At 63.9% G+C, this 16,704-nt stretch carries 14 protein-coding genes; 10 read left to right on the top strand and 4 right to left on the bottom strand.

Annotated elements, in window-relative coordinates; all coding sequences use genetic code 11:
- Positions 1 to 28 precede the first annotated feature (28 nt).
- The 4 genes from speA to ACZ5KU_RS03050 form a co-directional block, all read right to left on the bottom strand.
- On the bottom strand, positions 29 to 1,942 hold the full coding sequence (gene speA, locus ACZ5KU_RS03065) for an arginine decarboxylase (protein WP_054060075.1): 1,914 nt from the start codon (positions 1,940 to 1,942) through the stop codon (positions 29 to 31).
- Between the two features lie 289 nt (positions 1,943 to 2,231).
- Positions 2,232 to 2,603 (bottom strand): translation initiation factor Sui1, encoded by a 372-nt coding sequence (locus ACZ5KU_RS03060; protein WP_017903778.1) that lies wholly within the window; start codon positions 2,601 to 2,603, stop codon positions 2,232 to 2,234.
- A gap of 173 nt (positions 2,604 to 2,776) precedes the next feature.
- Entirely contained in the window at positions 2,777 to 3,322 is a 546-nt protein-coding gene (locus ACZ5KU_RS03055) for an NUDIX hydrolase (protein ID WP_054060073.1), read from the bottom strand.
- 3 nt (positions 3,323 to 3,325) lie between these two features.
- Positions 3,326 to 4,393: a DUF2333 family protein gene (locus ACZ5KU_RS03050; RefSeq protein WP_017903776.1), complete on the bottom strand. Its 1,068-nt coding sequence runs from the start codon at positions 4,391 to 4,393 to the stop codon at positions 3,326 to 3,328.
- 324 nt (positions 4,394 to 4,717) lie between these two features.
- On the opposite strand from ACZ5KU_RS03050, the gene ACZ5KU_RS03045 reads away from it, so the two are divergent.
- From ACZ5KU_RS03045 to purH, 10 genes are all read left to right on the top strand, one after another.
- Positions 4,718 to 6,379, top strand: coding sequence for a response regulator (locus ACZ5KU_RS03045; RefSeq protein WP_054060072.1), 1,662 nt, complete (start codon positions 4,718 to 4,720; stop codon positions 6,377 to 6,379).
- Positions 6,380 to 6,433: 54 nt separating this feature from the next.
- Entirely contained in the window at positions 6,434 to 8,395 is a 1,962-nt protein-coding gene (locus tag ACZ5KU_RS03040; RefSeq protein WP_464736819.1) for a methyl-accepting chemotaxis protein, read from the top strand.
- A 266-nt stretch (positions 8,396 to 8,661) separates the two neighbouring features.
- Positions 8,662 to 9,114 (top strand): type II 3-dehydroquinate dehydratase, encoded by a 453-nt coding sequence (aroQ, locus tag ACZ5KU_RS03035; protein ID WP_054059592.1) that lies wholly within the window; start codon positions 8,662 to 8,664, stop codon positions 9,112 to 9,114.
- A gap of 48 nt (positions 9,115 to 9,162) precedes the next feature.
- The gene (gene accB / locus ACZ5KU_RS03030; protein WP_017903772.1) at positions 9,163 to 9,627 is read left to right on the top strand and encodes an acetyl-CoA carboxylase biotin carboxyl carrier protein; all 465 of its coding nucleotides are present in this window, start codon (positions 9,163 to 9,165) and stop codon (positions 9,625 to 9,627) included.
- A 17-nt stretch (positions 9,628 to 9,644) separates the two neighbouring features.
- Positions 9,645 to 11,003, top strand: a complete 1,359-nt coding sequence (gene accC / locus ACZ5KU_RS03025) for an acetyl-CoA carboxylase biotin carboxylase subunit (protein WP_054059593.1) — start codon at positions 9,645 to 9,647, stop codon at positions 11,001 to 11,003.
- A gap of 254 nt (positions 11,004 to 11,257) precedes the next feature.
- Positions 11,258 to 12,136, top strand: a complete 879-nt coding sequence (gene prmA / locus ACZ5KU_RS03020; protein WP_273822249.1) for a 50S ribosomal protein L11 methyltransferase — start codon at positions 11,258 to 11,260, stop codon at positions 12,134 to 12,136.
- 30 nt (positions 12,137 to 12,166) lie between these two features.
- A complete protein-coding gene (locus ACZ5KU_RS03015) occupies positions 12,167 to 13,495 on the top strand; it encodes a DUF3426 domain-containing protein (protein ID WP_464736818.1) in 1,329 nt (442 codons plus the stop codon).
- 174 nt (positions 13,496 to 13,669) lie between these two features.
- A complete protein-coding gene (dusB, locus tag ACZ5KU_RS03010) occupies positions 13,670 to 14,683 on the top strand; it encodes a tRNA dihydrouridine synthase DusB (protein ID WP_273822247.1) in 1,014 nt (337 codons plus the stop codon).
- Positions 14,680 to 15,000 (top strand): DNA-binding transcriptional regulator Fis, encoded by a 321-nt coding sequence (fis, locus tag ACZ5KU_RS03005; protein ID WP_003186237.1) that lies wholly within the window; start codon positions 14,680 to 14,682, stop codon positions 14,998 to 15,000. Before dusB ends, fis begins: the two co-directional genes overlap by 4 nt.
- A gap of 80 nt (positions 15,001 to 15,080) precedes the next feature.
- A complete protein-coding gene (purH, locus tag ACZ5KU_RS03000; protein ID WP_054059599.1) occupies positions 15,081 to 16,688 on the top strand; it encodes a bifunctional phosphoribosylaminoimidazolecarboxamide formyltransferase/IMP cyclohydrolase in 1,608 nt (535 codons plus the stop codon).
- Positions 16,689 to 16,704 lie beyond the last annotated feature (16 nt).

Genomic DNA, 16,704 nt, shown 5'->3' with positions numbered 1-16,704 from the left:
CTGATTCCGAGGAACTATCGGCCTTGCCTCATGAGGACAGGTAGGACGAACGGGTCAGGCCCAGACGCAATGCATCGAGGAACTGGGTCCGCTCCTTGACGCTGATGCTGGCACTGGCGACCTTGTCGCGGTAGTGGGTCATCAGTTCCTCCGGCGACAGGTGCACATAACGCAGCATGTCCTCGATGGTGTCGTGGGTTTCGATACCGGCGTGGTACACGCTGCCGTCGGCATTCTGGTAGATGTTCACCGAGTCGGTGTCACCGAACAGGTTGTGCATGTCGCCGAGAATTTCCTGGTAGGCACCGACCAGGAAGATCCCCAGCAGGTAGTCTTCGCCTTCGTTCACCGCGTGCACCGGCAGGCTGGTCTCGATGCTCTGCTCGTCGACGTACTGCTTGATCTTGCCGTCGGAGTCGCAGGTCAGGTCCTGCAGCACCGCACGCCGCAGCGGCTCCTCGTTCAGCCGATGCAGCGGCAGGATCGGCAACACCTGGCCGATGGCCCAGGTATCGGGCAGGCTCTGGAATACCGAGAAGTTGCAGATGTACTTGTCGGCGAGCTTGTCGTTGAGTTCGTCGAGCACCTGGCGATGCGAACGCTGGCGGGCCTTCAGCGAGTTGTGCAGGCGCCGGCACACGGCGAAGTAGCACTGCTCGGCCAGGGCCTTCTCGGCCAGGGTCAGCTTGCCATCGGCGTACTGGGTGGCCACGTCGCTCATGTAGTGGGTGGCGCGCCAGTAGGTTTCGGTGACCATCTCGATATCGGTCGGGCCCAGCAGTTCCACCAGCCACTGCACGGTTTCCGGCAGGTTTTGCGGATTCTCGATGTGCGGCACGTCGTCGTTGTGTTTCTCGACGTCGGTCACCTGCACTACCAGCATAGCGTGGTGGGCGGTCAGCGACCGGCCACTCTCGGAGAAGATGTTCGGATGCGGCAGGTTCTGCGCGTCGCAGAACTCCTTGAGCATGCCGACCACGACACCGGCGTAGTCATCCATGTCGTAGTTGATCGAACTGGCGTTACGCGAGTGGGTACCGTCGTAGTCGACCCCCAGGCCGCCACCGACGTCGATGTGATCCACCGGCAGGCCGAGGTTGCGCAGCTCGCCATAGTAGCGGATCGCTTCCTTGAAGCCGTACTGGTAGTCGGCCAGGTTGGCGATCTGCGAACCCATGTGGAAGTGCAGCAGGCGGATGCCCTGGTCGAGGCCGGCCGCGCGGAAACGCTCGACCACCGACAGCAGTTGCGCCGCCGACAGGCCGAACTTGGATTTCTCGCCACCGGTATCGGCCCACTTGCTCGACGCCAGGGACGACAGGCGCACCCGCAGGCCGACCTGGGGCTTGACCTTGAGGGAGGCGGCCTCCTCGATCACCAGTTCCACCTCGGACTCTTTCTCGATCACGATGAACACGTTGTGACCGAGCTTCTGGCCCATCAGCGCCAGGCGAATGAACTCGCGGTCCTTGTAGCCGTTGCAGACGATGGTGCCGCCTTTCGGCGCCAGCGCCAGCACCGCCAGCAGCTCGGGCTTGGAGCCGGCCTCCAGGCCGATGGAGACGTTCTGGGTGGCGATGATGTTCTCGATCACCGCTTCCTGCTGGTTGACCTTGATCGGATACAGCGCGGTGTACTTGCTCTGGTATTCCAGGCGCGCGATGTTCGCGTCGAACGCGCCGGTCAGTTGGCGGACGCGGTCCTGCAGGATATCCGGGAAGCGCACCAGCAGGGGCAGGGACAAGCCGCTCTTGCGCAGCTCGTCGACCTGCTCGAAGAGATCGATGGGCGAACTGTTCGGGCCGTTCGGACGAACCTCTACGCGACCGGCATCATTGATCGCGAAATATCCGGCCCCCCAATGGCGAATCCCGTAAACACTGCGGCTGTCCGCAACTGTCCATTGGCTGCCATCGTCTTTGCGTGTGCGTCGTACGGACATCGAAGTCCCCTATAGAAGAAGTCAGGTAGCGCCGCCTGGACCCAGGCTGCGCGCAGTCTAAAGAATGAAAATGACGATTCGCCTGTATCCGTGTGAGACCACGGATACAGCTCCGAGTTTAGGCTCTGTACGCTATGTATCCGCGCTCGCCCAGGCTGCGTTGAAAACATTTCGTACAGCCCCCAAGAGGCTGTGCGGGAACAGGCTCTGTGAAAACCATGGGCGCGACTGCCAGGCCGGGTTCATCCGGGCTGGCGGGTCGACTGCACGGTGGTTTTCACAGAGGCTGCTAGCCGCCGGACTTCTTCGCCTTGAAACCGTGTTTGACCAGCTCGCCCAGCAGCAACTCGACATGGTCGCCCTGGATCTCGATGACGCCGTCTTTCAGGGCGCCACCGGTACCACAGCGTTTCTTCAAGGTACTGGCCAGTTCCTTGAGGGCGTCTTCGGCCAGGGGCACGCCGGTGATCGTCGTCACCGTCTTGCCGCCACGGCCCTTGCTTTCGCGGCGCACGCGGGCAATACCGTCGCCTTCGGGGATACGGGTCTGTTTGCAGGTACAGGCGGCCACCGGCTGGCTACAGTCGGGGCAATGTCGGCCTGCGTCGGTGGAAAACACCAGGCCGCCGAGAGCGGCGAAGGATGCGGCTTTTTTGGCCACCGGCAATCCTCTTGGGAGGACGAAAGACTGGTCGAAAGCCATGACGGGCGACGACCGCGAAGCCCCACTCAGGCAGGGGCAGCGCTACTCAAGGCGGCCAGGCCGCTTGAGCTTGAAAAGTCGCGCAGTGTAACGGCAAAAGGCCGATGACCCAAGAGCCAATCGGCGCCATTTCATGAAGGTTTTGCGACGCCCTGCAAATAGCGCTTCAGGGCCGCCAGGGAGTCCGGGCAGTAGGGCTTGCGCGCGCTTTCCTCCACCGCGGTATCCACCGCGACGAAACGTGCCTCCAGCACTTCTTCCGGTTGCAGGCGCAAGGGCCCGTCCCAGACGGCACTGAACACCGCGCACCAGAGCCGGTTGCCCGGCTGGTCGAAGAAGAAACGCTCGTGGGCGGTCAAGGGTACGCCACTGACGCCCAGCTCCTCCTCCAGCTCGCGGGCGGCCGACTCGGCGTAGCTTTCATCGGCCTGGACCATGCCGCCGGCCGCCACGTCCCAGTAGCCGGGATAGATGGCCTTGCTCAGGGTCCGCCGATGCACGCACAGCTCACCGGCCGAATTGAACAGCAGGATATAGGTGCCACGTCCGATCAGGCCGCGCTCACGCAACTCGGCGCGGGCGAGGCTGCCTTGCAGGCGATCGTCGTCGTCGACCCAGGCGATCAGCTCGGCATCGGAGGCGGCGCGATGCGCCACCTCGTTCGGGGAGACATTCATCGATCAACCCTGGTTGAGCAGTTGGCGCAGGTCGATCACCGCGGCGTTGGCCCGCGAAATGTAGTTGGCCATGACCAGCGAGTGGTTGGCCAGGACGCCGAAGCCGCTGCCGTTGAGGATCATCGGGCTCCAGACCGGCTCCTGCGAGGCTTCCAGCTCGCGGATTATCTGCCGCACGCTGACCGTCGCATTCTTCTTCGCCAGCACGTCGGCGAAGTCGACCTCGATCGCCCGCAGCAGGTGCGACAGCGCCCAGGCCTGGCCACGGGCTTCGTAGAACACGTTGTCGATCTGCAGCCATGGCGTTTCGACCACTTCTTCGTCAACCTGCGGCACCTGGCCCGGGGCCACGCTTTCGGTTTTCAGCGCGGAGTTCAGCTTGACCCGCCCGACACTGGCCGACAGGCGCTGGGACAGCGAGCCCAGGCGCGTGGCGACATCGCCGAGCCAGTTGTTCAGGTTGTCGGCACGGGCGTAGAACAGCGCGTTGTTCTGGTTAGGGTCCGACAGCCGGGCCTGGTAGCGATCCAGGGAGTTGATGCCCTCCTGGTACTCCGCCTCACTGGACGGCAGCATCCAGCTGCGGTTGTCGAAGTTGAAGCGCGGCTCGGCCTTGGCCAGGTCGGCGTCTTCGGCCGACTGCGATTGCGAGCGGGCGAAATCCTTGCGCAGGGCGCGAGTCAGGTCGCGCACCTGGACCAGCACGCCGTATTCCCAGCTGGGAATGTTGTCCAGCCAGACACCTGGCGGGAAACGATCGTTGGAGAGATAGCCACCCGGCTTGTTCAGCAGGGTACCGACCACCGTCTTGAGGGTCTCGACCGTGGTATAACCGACGACCATCTTGCGCCCCTGCTTCTCGGCGGCCATCTGCGCGTTCTGCTGGACGGGAAACAGCGCCGGCTCCTGGCTCCAGTACCAGCCGAGCAGAATCGTCACCACCAGGTACAACCCGACCAGGGTTGCCAGGGCACGACTGAACAGCAGGCCGGCAAAATAGCCGCGGGGTGCCGGCGAGGGTTCTGCAGCGCGTTCCGGCGCGCTGCCTGCGCGTTTTTTCCAGTCCAGCATGGCTCTATCCTTTCGATCACTTGAGTTCATCGGTTGACCACAACCCTGGCCCATCGTGCCCTGCCCAACCGAATTCGCCTCAAGGCCGGCGTTCGTCGGGCAAGGCACGGCCGCGTTGCCATCCATCGCCCCACTATAAATCAAGCGGCTGCGGGACGCTTCATGCAAGCGCCGCCCAATTGACCATCTCCGTCACTCCGGACGCTGACCAGAGGGTCACGAAATGAATTCGAGAAGTTGACGCATGGCACATATACCGCGACCACAGAAGTGCTAGCATAGAGCCACTATTTCCTCCGCCGTTCGTCTAACCAGTAGCCCGATATGAGCGAGCCAGAAGACCCCAACCGCGAGCGCCTCAGGCAGCACTTTGCCCAGCGGGTCATTCACCAGGCCCGCCAGATCCTGGAGATATGGCAACGCCTGCAGCGCAGCGAATGGTCGAGCGGCGACATGTCCGAACTCAATGAGGCGAACCTGCGCCTGCTGCGTTTCGCCGAACGTTTCGAACAACCGGAACACGTCCAGCTGGCCCATGGCATCCATCGCTCGCTGGAGGCGGTCGACGCCAACCGTGGTCGTCTCAGCAGCGGCCTGATCACCGAACTCAATCGCCTGATGCAGCGTCTGTCGCGCACCGGCCTGCGCCATGGCGACCAGCTTGAGCACACCTTCCTGCCGCCGTTGCGCAAGCCGGTCTATGTGATGCTGCAGGATCACGAGCGCGCCGAGCGACTGGCCAAGCAACTGGAATTCTTCGGCCTCGGCGCCCAGGCGCTGGAAAATGTCGCGGCGTTTCGCTCGGCCATGGCCGAACGCCTGCCGGCCGCGATCGTCATGGACGTCGACTTCAGCGGCAGCGGCATGGGCCTGCACCTGGCGGCCGAAGCCCAGCTCGGCCTGGAACAGAAGCTGCCGCTGCTGTTTTTCAGCCTGCATGAAACCGACACACCCACCCGCCTGGCCGCCGTGCGCGCCGGTGGCCAGGAATTCCTCACCGGAACCCTGGAGGCTTCCAGCCTGCTGGAAAAGATCGAGGTGCTGACCTGCGTCGCCCAGTACGATCCGTACAAGGTGCTGATCATCGACGATTCACGCGCCCAGGCCCTGCACACCGAACGCCTGCTCAACAGCGCCGGCATCGTCACCCGGACCCTGATCGACCCGATCCAGGCCATGGCCGAACTGGCGGACTTCCAGCCGGACCTGATCATCCTCGACATGTACATGCCGGCCTGCACCGGTACCGAACTGGCGAAGGTGATCCGCCACAACGACCGCTATGTCAGCGTGCCGATCATCTACCTGTCCGCCGAGGACGACCTGGACAAGCAGCTCGACGCCATGAGCGAAGGCGGCGACGACTTCCTGACCAAGCCGATCAAGCCCCGCCACCTGATCACCACCGTGCGCAACCGCGCGGCCCGGGCGCGCAACCTCAAGTCGCGGATGATCCGCGACAGCCTGACCGGCCTCTACAACCACACCCATATCCTGCAACTGCTCGAGGACTGCAGCTTCCGCGCCCGCCGCGAATGCAAGCCGCTGAGCTTCGCGATGCTCGACATCGATCACTTCAAGCGGGTCAACGACAGCCACGGCCATCCCATGGGCGACCGGGTGATCAAGAGCCTGGCGCTGTTTCTCAAGCAGCGCCTGCGCAAGACCGACTTCATCGGCCGCTACGGCGGCGAAGAGTTCGCCATCGTCATGCCCGATACCGACCTGGAATCGGCCTATAAGGTGCTCGAAGAAATCCGCCAGCGCTTCGCGGAAATCCATTACCCGGCCCAGCCGGAAGACCTGTGGTGCACCTTCAGCGCCGGCGTGGTCGAACTGCAGGAGGACAGCGACAGCCTGATCATGGCAAGCCAGGCCGATGAAGCCCTCTACCGGGCCAAGCATGCCGGGCGCAACCGGGTGCAGGTGGCGAGGCAAAGTGCCACTTTTTCATCGGATTCGACGGAGTCCGTCATAACGCTGTAATTAAACAGCAATAAATTCAGGCGCTTACCACTCTTGTCGTGGATAGGATCGAGAATGCGCCTGAAGTTGCTGACCAATCTCAACACCCTGCTGCTCGTTGCCGTCTGCCTGGCACTCGGGGCCACGCTCTGGTGGTCGCAGCGGGCGCTGGAGCGCCCCTATCAATTGATGGAACGTTATCTGGGCCTGTCGCAGCAGTTCCAGAACCAGGCCGCGCGTAATATCGAAGACTACCTGGGCAGCGGTGACGCCCTGCGCCTGAGCAGCGCCGGACAGTCCATCGAAGCGATGGACAAGGAAATCACCGCCCTGCCGCCGTCGATGACCGAAAGCCTGCGCGCCAGCCTGGCCGCCCTGAACGACTTCAGCAAGACCGACCTGCTGGCCGCCGGCAAGCTGGCCGGCGATCCACAGGCCCTGTTGCTGCAGGCCGAACGCGAGCTGGGCGGCAACCTCGAACAGTTGACCCGGTACGCCACCGGCGTCAGCAGGCCCGAGGCCGCGGCCTATCTGCCCCCCCTGCTGGCGGCCTCCTCGCACCTGGCGAAACTGTCGCTGGCGCGGGAAAAGCTGGTCAGCAGCGGCCGCAGCGAGCTGGCCGCCGACGTCGAGCGCGAACTGGCCAGCATCCGCAGCCAGGCCGAACAGCTGCAAGCCCTGCCCCTGCTCGGCGTGACGTCCAGCAGTGAGTCCGGCGCGGACGACTTCAACGCCATGATGGGCCTGGAGGCCACCGAGAAGGCTGCGGCCGAAGACACCGGCGTCGGCCTCAAGCGCGAGCTGCACAGCCTGCTGAACCGCTACCCGGCCGAATTGGCCCGCACCCGCGAGCAGATCCAGCGCCGAGCCGACCTGGCGGCGGCGACCCACCAGAAAATCAGCGCCGTGCAGCAGGCGATCGCCGCCATGGAGCCGCTGGTCCGCGCCCAGCACGGCCAGATCGAGAGCGAGGTACGCCTGATGCAGGGCGCGATGATCGGCCTGATCCTGCTGATCGCCCTGTTGATCGACACCCTGCAGCGCAAGTTGGCCCGGGTCCTGACCAACCTCGCCCCAGCTCTTTCGATCTGGGCCGAAGGCGACTTCAGCCGGGACATCCAGTTGGGCAGGACCAACCGCGAACTGCACGATATCGAAGCCTCGCTGAATCGCCTGCGCGCCTACCTGGTGGATCTGGTGGGCACCATTCGCGAGAACGCCGAGCAGGTCGCCGGCAGCAGCCGTACCCTGGCCGACCTCAGCCGCGGCCTGCACAGCGGCGCCGAACGCCAGGCCGGCGACACCGGACAGATCCGCGATGCCCTGGGGGAACTGGAGGCGACCATCCAGCAGGTCAGCGGCGATGCCAGCCAGGCGGCGGACGCCAGCCGCAGTGCCGGCCTGGCGGTCGAGCACGGCCAGACGGTCATCGGCCAGAGCCTGGCCGGCCTGCATGCGCTGGTTGGCGAGGTGCAGGGCAACGCGCAGATGATCGAGCACTTGGCCGAGGAATCGGCGACCATCGGCGGCGTGCTGACGGTGATCCGCTCGATCGCCGACCAGACCAACCTGCTGGCGCTCAACGCCGCCATCGAGGCCGCTCGCGCCGGGGAAATGGGCCGTGGCTTCGCGGTGGTCGCCGAAGAGGTGCGAACGCTCGCCCAGCGCACCGCCGGTGCTACCGGAGAAATCCAGACCCTGATCGCCGGGCTGCAGAGCGCCGCCCGTGAATCGGTGGAAGGCATGCGCGCCCAGGTCGAGCACGCCGAGGCCACCGCCAGCCAGGCCCAGGCGGCCGACGGCGCGCTGGATGAAATCGTCGGGGCGATCCAGACCATCTCCGACACGGCGGTACGCATCGCCGACGTCACCGCCCAACAGAGCGGCGCGGTCAGCGAGATCCGTGACCACAGCGAACGTATCCACCAACTGGGCGAGGACAATCTGCTGCGCATCGGCGAAGGGCGCAGCCAGGGCGAGCGACTGCTGGAACTGGGTAAACAGCTGAATACGGCGGTGCAGGCTTTCCGCGTCTGAGCAGGCAGGCCTGCCATTTTCTCCATGCCCGCACAGGGTATTCTCACGGTCCGGCCGGTCGTTCCATGAACCTCTGGTCAGCCCCTGTAGGCAACGTCGCCGAACCGGCACTGAACGTGAATGACCGGTTTTCGTATATGAGTCACAAACTTTTCGCGAACATCGGACATCGTGCTGGCTATTGCGGTCAACTGGACAGTCGCCGGCCCTTTGCGGCATAGTCGGCGCGCATTGACACCTGCGCACCGATGACAAGGAAACAGCCGATGGCGACCCTACTGGTCCTGAACGGACCCAACCTGAACCTGCTGGGCACCCGCGAGCCGGGCGTCTACGGCGCGGTCACGCTGGCCGAGATCAACCAGGACCTGGAGCGCCGGGCCCGGGAGGCCGGGCACCATCTGATGTATCTGCAAAGCAATGCCGAGTACGAGTTGATCGATCGGATCCATGCCGCCCGAGACGAAGGCGTGGACTTCATCATCATCAATCCGGCAGCTTTTACACATACAAGTGTCGCATTACGTGACGCATTGCTGGCAGTGAGCATCCCATTCATCGAAGTGCATCTTTCGAACGTGCACAAACGCGAACCTTTCCGCCATCACTCCTACTTTTCCGATGTCGCGGTAGGAGTGATCTGCGGCCTTGGCGCCAGCGGTTACCGACTGGCCCTGGAGGCCGCCCTAGAGCAGCTTGAAAGACTGGCAACAGCTTGAACGACAAGCGATAAACGCCCCTGACCGACCCTTGGGAGTTGACGATTCATGGATATCCGTAAAGTTAAGAAACTGATCGAATTGCTGGAAGAGTCCGGCATCGACGAGCTCGAGATCAAGGAAGGCGAAGAGTCCGTACGCATCAGTCGCCACAGCAAGGCCCCGGCGCAACAGTACTACGCGCCCGCACCGGTACAGGCTCCGGCTCCAGCCGCCGCGCCGGCCGCTCCAGCTGCCGCCGCTGCCGCGCCTGAAGCTGCCGCCGCACCGAAGCTGAACGGCTTCGTGGTCAAGTCGCCGATGGTCGGTACTTTCTACCGCACCCCGTCGCCAACCTCGGCTCCGTTCGTCGAAGTCGGCCAGACCGTCAAGAAAGGCGACACCATCTGCATCGTCGAAGCGATGAAGATGATGAACCACATCCAGGCCGAAGCCAGCGGTGTGATCGAATCCATCCTGGTAGAAAACGGTCAGCCGGTTGAGTATGACCAGCCGCTGTTCACCATCGTTTGAACCGCGGAGTGCCTTCGATGTCCAAACCTGCGAAGCTGGAAAAAGTCCTGATCGCCAACCGTGGCGAGATTGCTCTGCGTATCCTGCGCGCCTGTAAGGAACAGGGCATCAAGACCGTAGCTGTTTACTCGACGGCCGATACGGAACTGATGCATGTGAAACTGGCGGACGAAAGCATCTGCATCGGCCCGCCCCTGGCCACCCACTCGTACCTGAACATCCCGAACATCATCGCGGCTGCCGAAGTCACCGGCGCCACCGGGATTCACCCAGGCTACGGCTTCCTCGCGGAAAACGCCGACTTCGCCGAACAGGTCGAGAAATCCGGTTTTGCCTTCATCGGCCCGAAAGCCGACACCATTCGCCTGATGGGCGACAAGGTTTCGGCCAAGGCAGCCATGATCGCCGCCGGCGTTCCGACCGTACCCGGCTCCGACGGCCCGCTGCCTGAAGACCCGGAAACCGCTCTGCGCATCGGTCGTGAAGTCGGTTACCCGGTGATCATCAAGGCCGCTGGCGGCGGCGGTGGTCGCGGCATGCGCGTGGTGCACAGCGAGGAAGAGCTGGTCGAAGCGGCCAAGCAGACTCGCGAAGAGGCCGGCGCCTGGTTCAGCAACCCGATGGTCTACCTGGAGAAGTTCCTGACCAACCCACGTCACGTGGAAGTTCAGGTGATTTCCGACGGCCAGGGCCATGCGATCCACCTCGGCGACCGCGACTGCTCGCTGCAGCGTCGTCACCAGAAGGTCCTGGAGGAAGCTCCGGCACCGGGTATCGACGAAAACGCGCGCAAGGAAGTCCTGGCCCGCTGCGTCCAGGCCTGTATCGACATCGGCTACCGCGGTGCCGGTACGTTCGAGTTCCTGTACGAGAACGGCCGCTTCTACTTCATCGAGATGAACACTCGCGTGCAGGTGGAGCACCCGGTATCGGAAATGGTCACCGGCATCGATATCGTCAAGGAGATGCTGAGCATCGCCGCTGGCAATCCGCTGTCGTACACCCAGGATGACGTGAAGATCCACGGTCACGCGCTGGAGTGCCGGATCAACGCCGAAGACCCCAAGACCTTCATCCCGAGCCCTGGCCTGGTCAAGCATTTCCATGCTCCAGGCGGCAACGGCGTGCGGGTCGACTCGCACCTGTACAGCGGCTACAAGGTTCCGTCGAACTACGACTCCCTGATCGGCAAGCTGATCACCTGGGGAGCCACTCGCGACGAAGCCATGGCGCGCATGCGCAACGCCCTGGACGAAGTCGTGGTGGACGGGATCAAGACCAACATCCCGCTGCACCGCGACCTGGTTCGTGACGCAGGCTTCTGCGAAGGTGGTGTGAACATTCACTACCTGGAACACAAGCTCGCCCACCAGTGAGTCGGTGATCCGAACGACAAGGCCGCTTTCGAGCGGCCTTGTCGTTTTCTGCAGGAGCGGGCTTGCCCGTGAAGCGGTGCGGCGCAGGACACGGAGGCCAGTCGGTGGATAACCTTCGCCAACAAGCCCGCTTCCAACCCGACAGGCCCGTTCCCGGCAGAGCAAGCCCACTCCCACAAAACATCGCGCTGGCGTAAACTGCCGCGTTTCTCGCGACCACCCCGGTCGCACACTCATTTTCACAGGTGCCCGCCATGCCTTGGCTGCAAGTACGCCTCGCCATCAGCCCGGAACAAGCCGAAACCTACGAAGACGCTTTCCTGGAAGTCGGCGCTGTTTCGGTAACCTTCATGGACGCCGAAGATCAGCCGATTTTCGAACCCGAACTGAACACCACTCCACTGTGGTCCCACACCCACCTGCTGGCACTGTTCGAAGCCGACACCGAGGCCGCCAGCGTACTGGCGCACCTCGAACTGCTGACCGGTGCCCCGTTGCCCGAACACCACACCGAAGTGATCGAGGACCAGGACTGGGAACGCAGCTGGATGGACAACTTCCAGCCGATGCGTTTCGGCCAGCGCCTGTGGATCGTGCCGAGCTGGCATGCCGCACCGGAGCCCGGAGCGGTCAACCTGCTGCTCGATCCGGGCCTGGCCTTCGGCACCGGCACCCACCCGACCACCGCCCTGTGCCTGGAATGGCTCGACGGCCAGGACCTCAAGGACTGCAGCGTTCTCGACTTCGGCTGCGGCTCGGGGATCCTGGCGATTGCCGCGCTGCTGCTCGGCGCCCGCGAAGCGGTCGGCACCGACATCGACGTGCAGGCCCTGGAAGCCTCCCGCGACAACGCCGGGCGCAACAATATCGCCGCCGAACTATTCCCGCTGTACCTGCCCGAGCAACTGCCGAAGATGCAGGCCGACGTGCTGGTGGCGAACATCCTCGCCGGCCCGCTGGTCGCCCTGGCCCCGCAACTGTCGACCCTGGTCAGGCCCGGTGGGCGCCTGGCGCTGTCCGGCATCCTCGCCGAACAGGGCGAGGAAGTGGCCGCCGCCTATGCCAGGGACTTCGATCTGGACCCGATTGCCGATCGCGACGGCTGGGTGCGCATCACTGGCCGTCGGCGCTAGAATGGGCGCTTGCATGAACCGGATCGCCGCATGACCGACAGCTTCGTCACCCAGTGCCCGCATTGCCAAACCAGCTTTCGCGTCAGCCATGCCCAGTTGAGCGTGGCGCGTGGCGTCGTGCGCTGCGGTTCGTGCCTGCAGGTGTTCAATGCGGCGCGCCAACTGCTGGAACAGCGCGCGGCCCGGGAAGCGGCGGCCAATCCACCCGCAACGCCCGTCGCCCCCAGCCCTCCCCCGGCACCGGCGACACCCGTATCGCCGCCTCCCGCCGCGCCAATAGCGCCAGCCGAGCCACCTCGCGCCATCAGCCAGAAGCAATGGACGGCGCAGGAGCTGGACCTGGACGATCTGGATCTCGACGAAGAGCTGGCCCGCCTGGAACAGCGGGAAATCCAGCCGGCCCGCTCATTCGGCCAGGACCACCCGGGCAAGGACGAATCCTTCAGTGCCCGGCGCGACAACGACGATGACGACACCCAATGGTCCGGCAGCCTGTTCAGCGCTCCGGCCAGCGAACCCGACGAAATAGCCGACGACGATCAGGAGCGGCCAGCGCCGCCCCCGAAAGCCGAGCGCAAGATCGAACGCAAGGCCGAACAGCCCAAGCCGGGCCGCACCGAGCCTTCGCTGTCTTTCGACCTCGCCGACCTGGACGACGAGCCCCAGGCGCCACGCCTGGCCATCGAAGACAGCGAACTGGAAGAGCTCACACCGCACGAACACGTGAGCGCCGACCAGGACGATGCGGATGAACCCGCCGCCGACCCGAAAAAGCCCGCCCGCGCCCGCAGCGAACCCGGCGTCGGCGCACACGACGACGTGCTGCTGGACCTCGAGGACGACCCGATCCATCTCGACTGGCAACGCCGGCGCTCGCCCTGGGGCAAGCGCCTGCTCTGGCTGCTGCTGGTGCTGCTCGCCGGCGCCGCGCTGCTCGGCCAGTACGTCGCCTACCACTTCGACGAACTGGCGCGCCAGGACCAGTACCGGCCGTGGTTCCAGCAACTGTGCCCACAGTTGGGCTGCAAGGTGCCCTCCAAGGTCGATATCGCCCGGATCAAGAGCAGCAACCTGGTGGTGCGCAGCCACCCGGACTTCAACGGCGCCCTGGTGGTGGATGCGATCATCTACAACCGCGCGTCGTTTTCGCAGCCGTTTCCCCTGCTGGAGCTGCGTTTTGCCGATCTCAACGGCCATCTGATCGCCAGCCGGCGCTTCAAGCCCGGTGAATACCTGGGCGGCGATCTCGCCGAACAGAGCGAAATGCCGCCCCAGACCCCGATCCATATCGCCCTGGATATCCTTGACCCAGGCGCCAAGGCCGTGAACTACAGCCTCAGCTTCCATTCGCCCGAGTAGCCGGGGTTGTCAGGTTGTTTGACGGCAGTTTTCCGCCGACGACCAAACTGCTGGCGATAACAGATCAGCTGTTCAGATTTTATCCAATTTTGCCTTTATCCGGTCATCGAGAGCGGGTATTATGCCAACCCTTTTTCGAACTCCAATGATCCGGCCCCACAACAGGGAAGTCCTATGTCGGCGGTACGCATCGGCCCATACACACTGCAGAACGGTTTGATTCTCGCCCCGATGGCGGGGGTGACCGACCAGCCCTTTCGTCAGCTTTGCCGACGCCTGGGCGCGGGCCTGGTGGTTTCGGAAATGGTCACCAGCGACATGAGCCTGTGGAACAGCCGCAAGTCGCGTCTGCGCATGATCCACGAAGGCGATCCCGAGCCGCGCTCGGTGCAGATCGCCGGCGGTGATGCACAGATGCTGGCGGATGCGGCCCGGGCCAACGTCGAGCTGGGCGCACAGATTATCGACATCAACATGGGGTGTCCGGCCAAGAAGGTCTGCAACAAGGCCGCCGGCTCCGCCCTGTTGAAGGATGAAGACCTGGTGAGGGAGATCCTGCACGCCGTCGTGGCGGCGGTCGATGTCCCGGTCACCCTGAAGATCCGCACCGGCTGGGACCGGGAGAACAGAAATGGCCTGACGGTGGCGAAGATCGCCGAACAGGCAGGCATCACCGCCCTGGCGGTGCATGGACGGACCCGTGCAGACCTGTACACCGGCGAAGCCGAGTACGACACCATTGCCGCGATCAAGCAGGCGGTGTCGATTCCGGTTTTCGCCAACGGCGACATCGATTCGGCCGAGAAGGCCCGGTACGTGCTGAACGCCACCGGTGCCGACGGCCTGTTGATCGGCCGGGCCGCCCAGGGGCGGCCGTGGATTTTTCGTGAGATAGAGCATTTCCTGCGTACCGGTGAAACCCTCCCGGCACCGGAGCTGTTGGAAGTGGAACGCATTCTGCTAGAGCATCTGGCCGCGCTGCATGCCTTCTATGGAGAGGTCATGGGCGTGCGTATCGCCCGCAAGCATGTCGGCTGGTATCTCGCAACCTTGCCGGGCGCCAGGGAGTTTCGCGCCCACTTCAATCGTTTGGAAGATACGGAAGCACAGTGCGCCAACGTTCGTGAGTTCTTCGCCGGACGTTACAAGAGCCTGGTGACAGGGGACGGAGAGGGGGTGGCCGCATGACGATGATGACCGAGACTTTAGTGAGTGGAACAACGCCCGTGAGCGACAACGTCAATTTGAAACAGCACCTCAATACGCCGAGCGAAGAGGGCCAGACCCTTCGCGGCAGCGTCGAGAAGGCGCTGCACAATTATTTCGCCCACCTCGAGGGCGCGGCCGTCACGGACGTGTACAACCTGGTGCTCTCCGAAGTCGAGGCTCCCCTGCTCGAAAGCGTGATGAACTACGTCAAGGGCAACCAGACCAAGGCCAGCGAACTGCTCGGCCTGAATCGCGGCACCCTGCGCAAGAAACTCAAGCAGTACGATTTGCTGTAAGCATTCAATAAAACCAGAAAGGCGCCCGCGTAGAAACGGTCGCCTTTTTTGCTGACTCCCTTGTTTTGATGGACATCGAGATGACCGACCAGACTACCCGCCTGCCGATCCGCCGCGCCCTGATCAGCGTTTCCGACAAGACCGGAATCCTCGATTTCGCTCGTGAACTGGAAGCCCTGGGCGTGGAGATCCTCTCCACCGGCGGCACCTTCAAGCTGCTGCGGGACAACGGCGTCGCCGCCGTGGAAGTCGCGGACTACACCGGCTTTGCGGAAATGATGGACGGCCGGGTGAAGACCCTGCACCCGAAAATCCACGGCGGTATCCTCGGTCGTCGCGGCATCGACGATGCGATCATGAACGAGCACGGCATCCAGCCGATCGACCTGGTCGCGGTCAACCTCTACCCGTTCGAAGCCACCATCAGCAAGCCGGGCTGTGACCTGCCGACCGCCATCGAGAACATCGACATCGGCGGCCCGACCATGGTCCGCTCGGCAGCCAAGAACCACAAGGACGTCGCCATCGTCGTCAATGCCAGCGACTACGCCCAGGTCCTGGAAAACCTCAAGGCCGGCGGCCTGACCTACGCTCAGCGCTTCGACCTGATGCTCAAGGCGTTCGAACACACCGCCGCCTACGACGGCATGATCGCCAACTACATGGGCACCGTGAACCAGGCCGCCGAGACCCTGTCGACCGAAGGCCGCAGCGAATTCCCGCGCACCTTCAACAGCCAGTTCGTCAAGGCCCAGGAAATGCGCTACGGCGAGAACCCGCACCAGAGTGCGGCGTTCTACGTCGAGGCCAAGCCGGCCGAAGCCGGCATCGCCACCGCGACCCAGTTGCAAGGCAAGGAACTGTCCTACAACAACGTGGCCGACACCGACGCCGCGCTGGAGTGCGTGAAGAGCTTCGTCAAACCGGCCTGCGTGATCGTCAAGCACGCCAACCCATGCGGCGTGGCCGTGAGCCCGGACGCCGAGGGCGGCATCCGCCAGGCCTATGAACTGGCCTACGCCACCGACAGCGAATCGGCCTTCGGCGGCATCATCGCCTTCAACCGCGAACTGGACGCCGAGACCGCCAAGGCCATCGTCGAACGCCAGTTCGTCGAAGTGATCATCGCCCCTTCCGTCAGCGAGCAAGCCCGTGCCATCGTCGCCGCCAAGGCCAACGTGCGCCTGCTGGCGTGCGGCCAGTGGGACGCCGAGCGTGCGCCGGCCTGGGACTACAAGCGCGTCAACGGCGGTCTGCTGGTACAAAGCCGCGACATCGGCATGATCACCAGCGCCGACCTGAAGGTGGTGACCAAGCGCGCTCCGACCGAGCAGGAAATCAACGACCTGATCTTCGCCTGGAAAGTCGCCAAGTACGTCAAGTCCAACGCCATCGTCTACGCCAAGAACCGCCAGACCATCGGCGTTGGCGCCGGCCAGATGAGCCGCGTGAACTCGGCACGTATCGCCGCGATCAAAGCTGAACACGCCGGCCTGCAGGTGCAGGGCGCGGTCATGGCCTCGGACGCCTTCTTCCCGTTCCGCGACGGCATCGACAACGCGGCCAAGGTCGGTATCACCGCAGTGATCCAGCCAGGCGGCTCGATGCGTGACAGCGAAGTGATTGCAGCGGCCGACGAAGCCGGCATCGCCATGGTCTTCACCGGCATGCGCCACTTCCGCCATTAATGACAGGCGTGTGAAC

The organism is Pseudomonas sp. Tof1, from assembly GCF_055390395.1.
The sequence above is the reverse complement of the archived record's forward strand: the minus strand, read 5'-3'. Positions and strand labels throughout refer to the sequence as shown.

What these genes read in the sequence shown, in the direction of transcription:
- speA (WP_054060075.1), bottom strand. Translation starts at nt 1,942, where the DNA reads ATGTCCGTACGACGCACACGCAAAGACGATGGCAGCCAATGGACAGTT.
- ACZ5KU_RS03055 (WP_054060073.1), bottom strand. Translation starts at nt 3,322, where the DNA reads ATGAATGTCTCCCCGAACGAGGTGGCGCATCGCGCCGCCTCCGATGCC.
- ACZ5KU_RS03050 (WP_017903776.1), bottom strand. Translation starts at nt 4,393, where the DNA reads ATGCTGGACTGGAAAAAACGCGCAGGCAGCGCGCCGGAACGCGCTGCA.
- ACZ5KU_RS03045 (WP_054060072.1), top strand. Translation starts at nt 4,718, where the DNA reads ATGAGCGAGCCAGAAGACCCCAACCGCGAGCGCCTCAGGCAGCACTTT.
- ACZ5KU_RS03040 (WP_464736819.1), top strand. Translation starts at nt 6,434, where the DNA reads ATGCGCCTGAAGTTGCTGACCAATCTCAACACCCTGCTGCTCGTTGCC.
- aroQ (WP_054059592.1), top strand. Translation starts at nt 8,662, where the DNA reads ATGGCGACCCTACTGGTCCTGAACGGACCCAACCTGAACCTGCTGGGC.
- accB (WP_017903772.1), top strand. Translation starts at nt 9,163, where the DNA reads ATGGATATCCGTAAAGTTAAGAAACTGATCGAATTGCTGGAAGAGTCC.
- accC (WP_054059593.1), top strand. Translation starts at nt 9,645, where the DNA reads ATGTCCAAACCTGCGAAGCTGGAAAAAGTCCTGATCGCCAACCGTGGC.
- prmA (WP_273822249.1), top strand. Translation starts at nt 11,258, where the DNA reads ATGCCTTGGCTGCAAGTACGCCTCGCCATCAGCCCGGAACAAGCCGAA.
- ACZ5KU_RS03015 (WP_464736818.1), top strand. Translation starts at nt 12,167, where the DNA reads ATGACCGACAGCTTCGTCACCCAGTGCCCGCATTGCCAAACCAGCTTT.
- dusB (WP_273822247.1), top strand. Translation starts at nt 13,670, where the DNA reads ATGTCGGCGGTACGCATCGGCCCATACACACTGCAGAACGGTTTGATT.
- fis (WP_003186237.1), top strand. Translation starts at nt 14,680, where the DNA reads ATGACGATGATGACCGAGACTTTAGTGAGTGGAACAACGCCCGTGAGC.
- purH (WP_054059599.1), top strand. Translation starts at nt 15,081, where the DNA reads ATGACCGACCAGACTACCCGCCTGCCGATCCGCCGCGCCCTGATCAGC.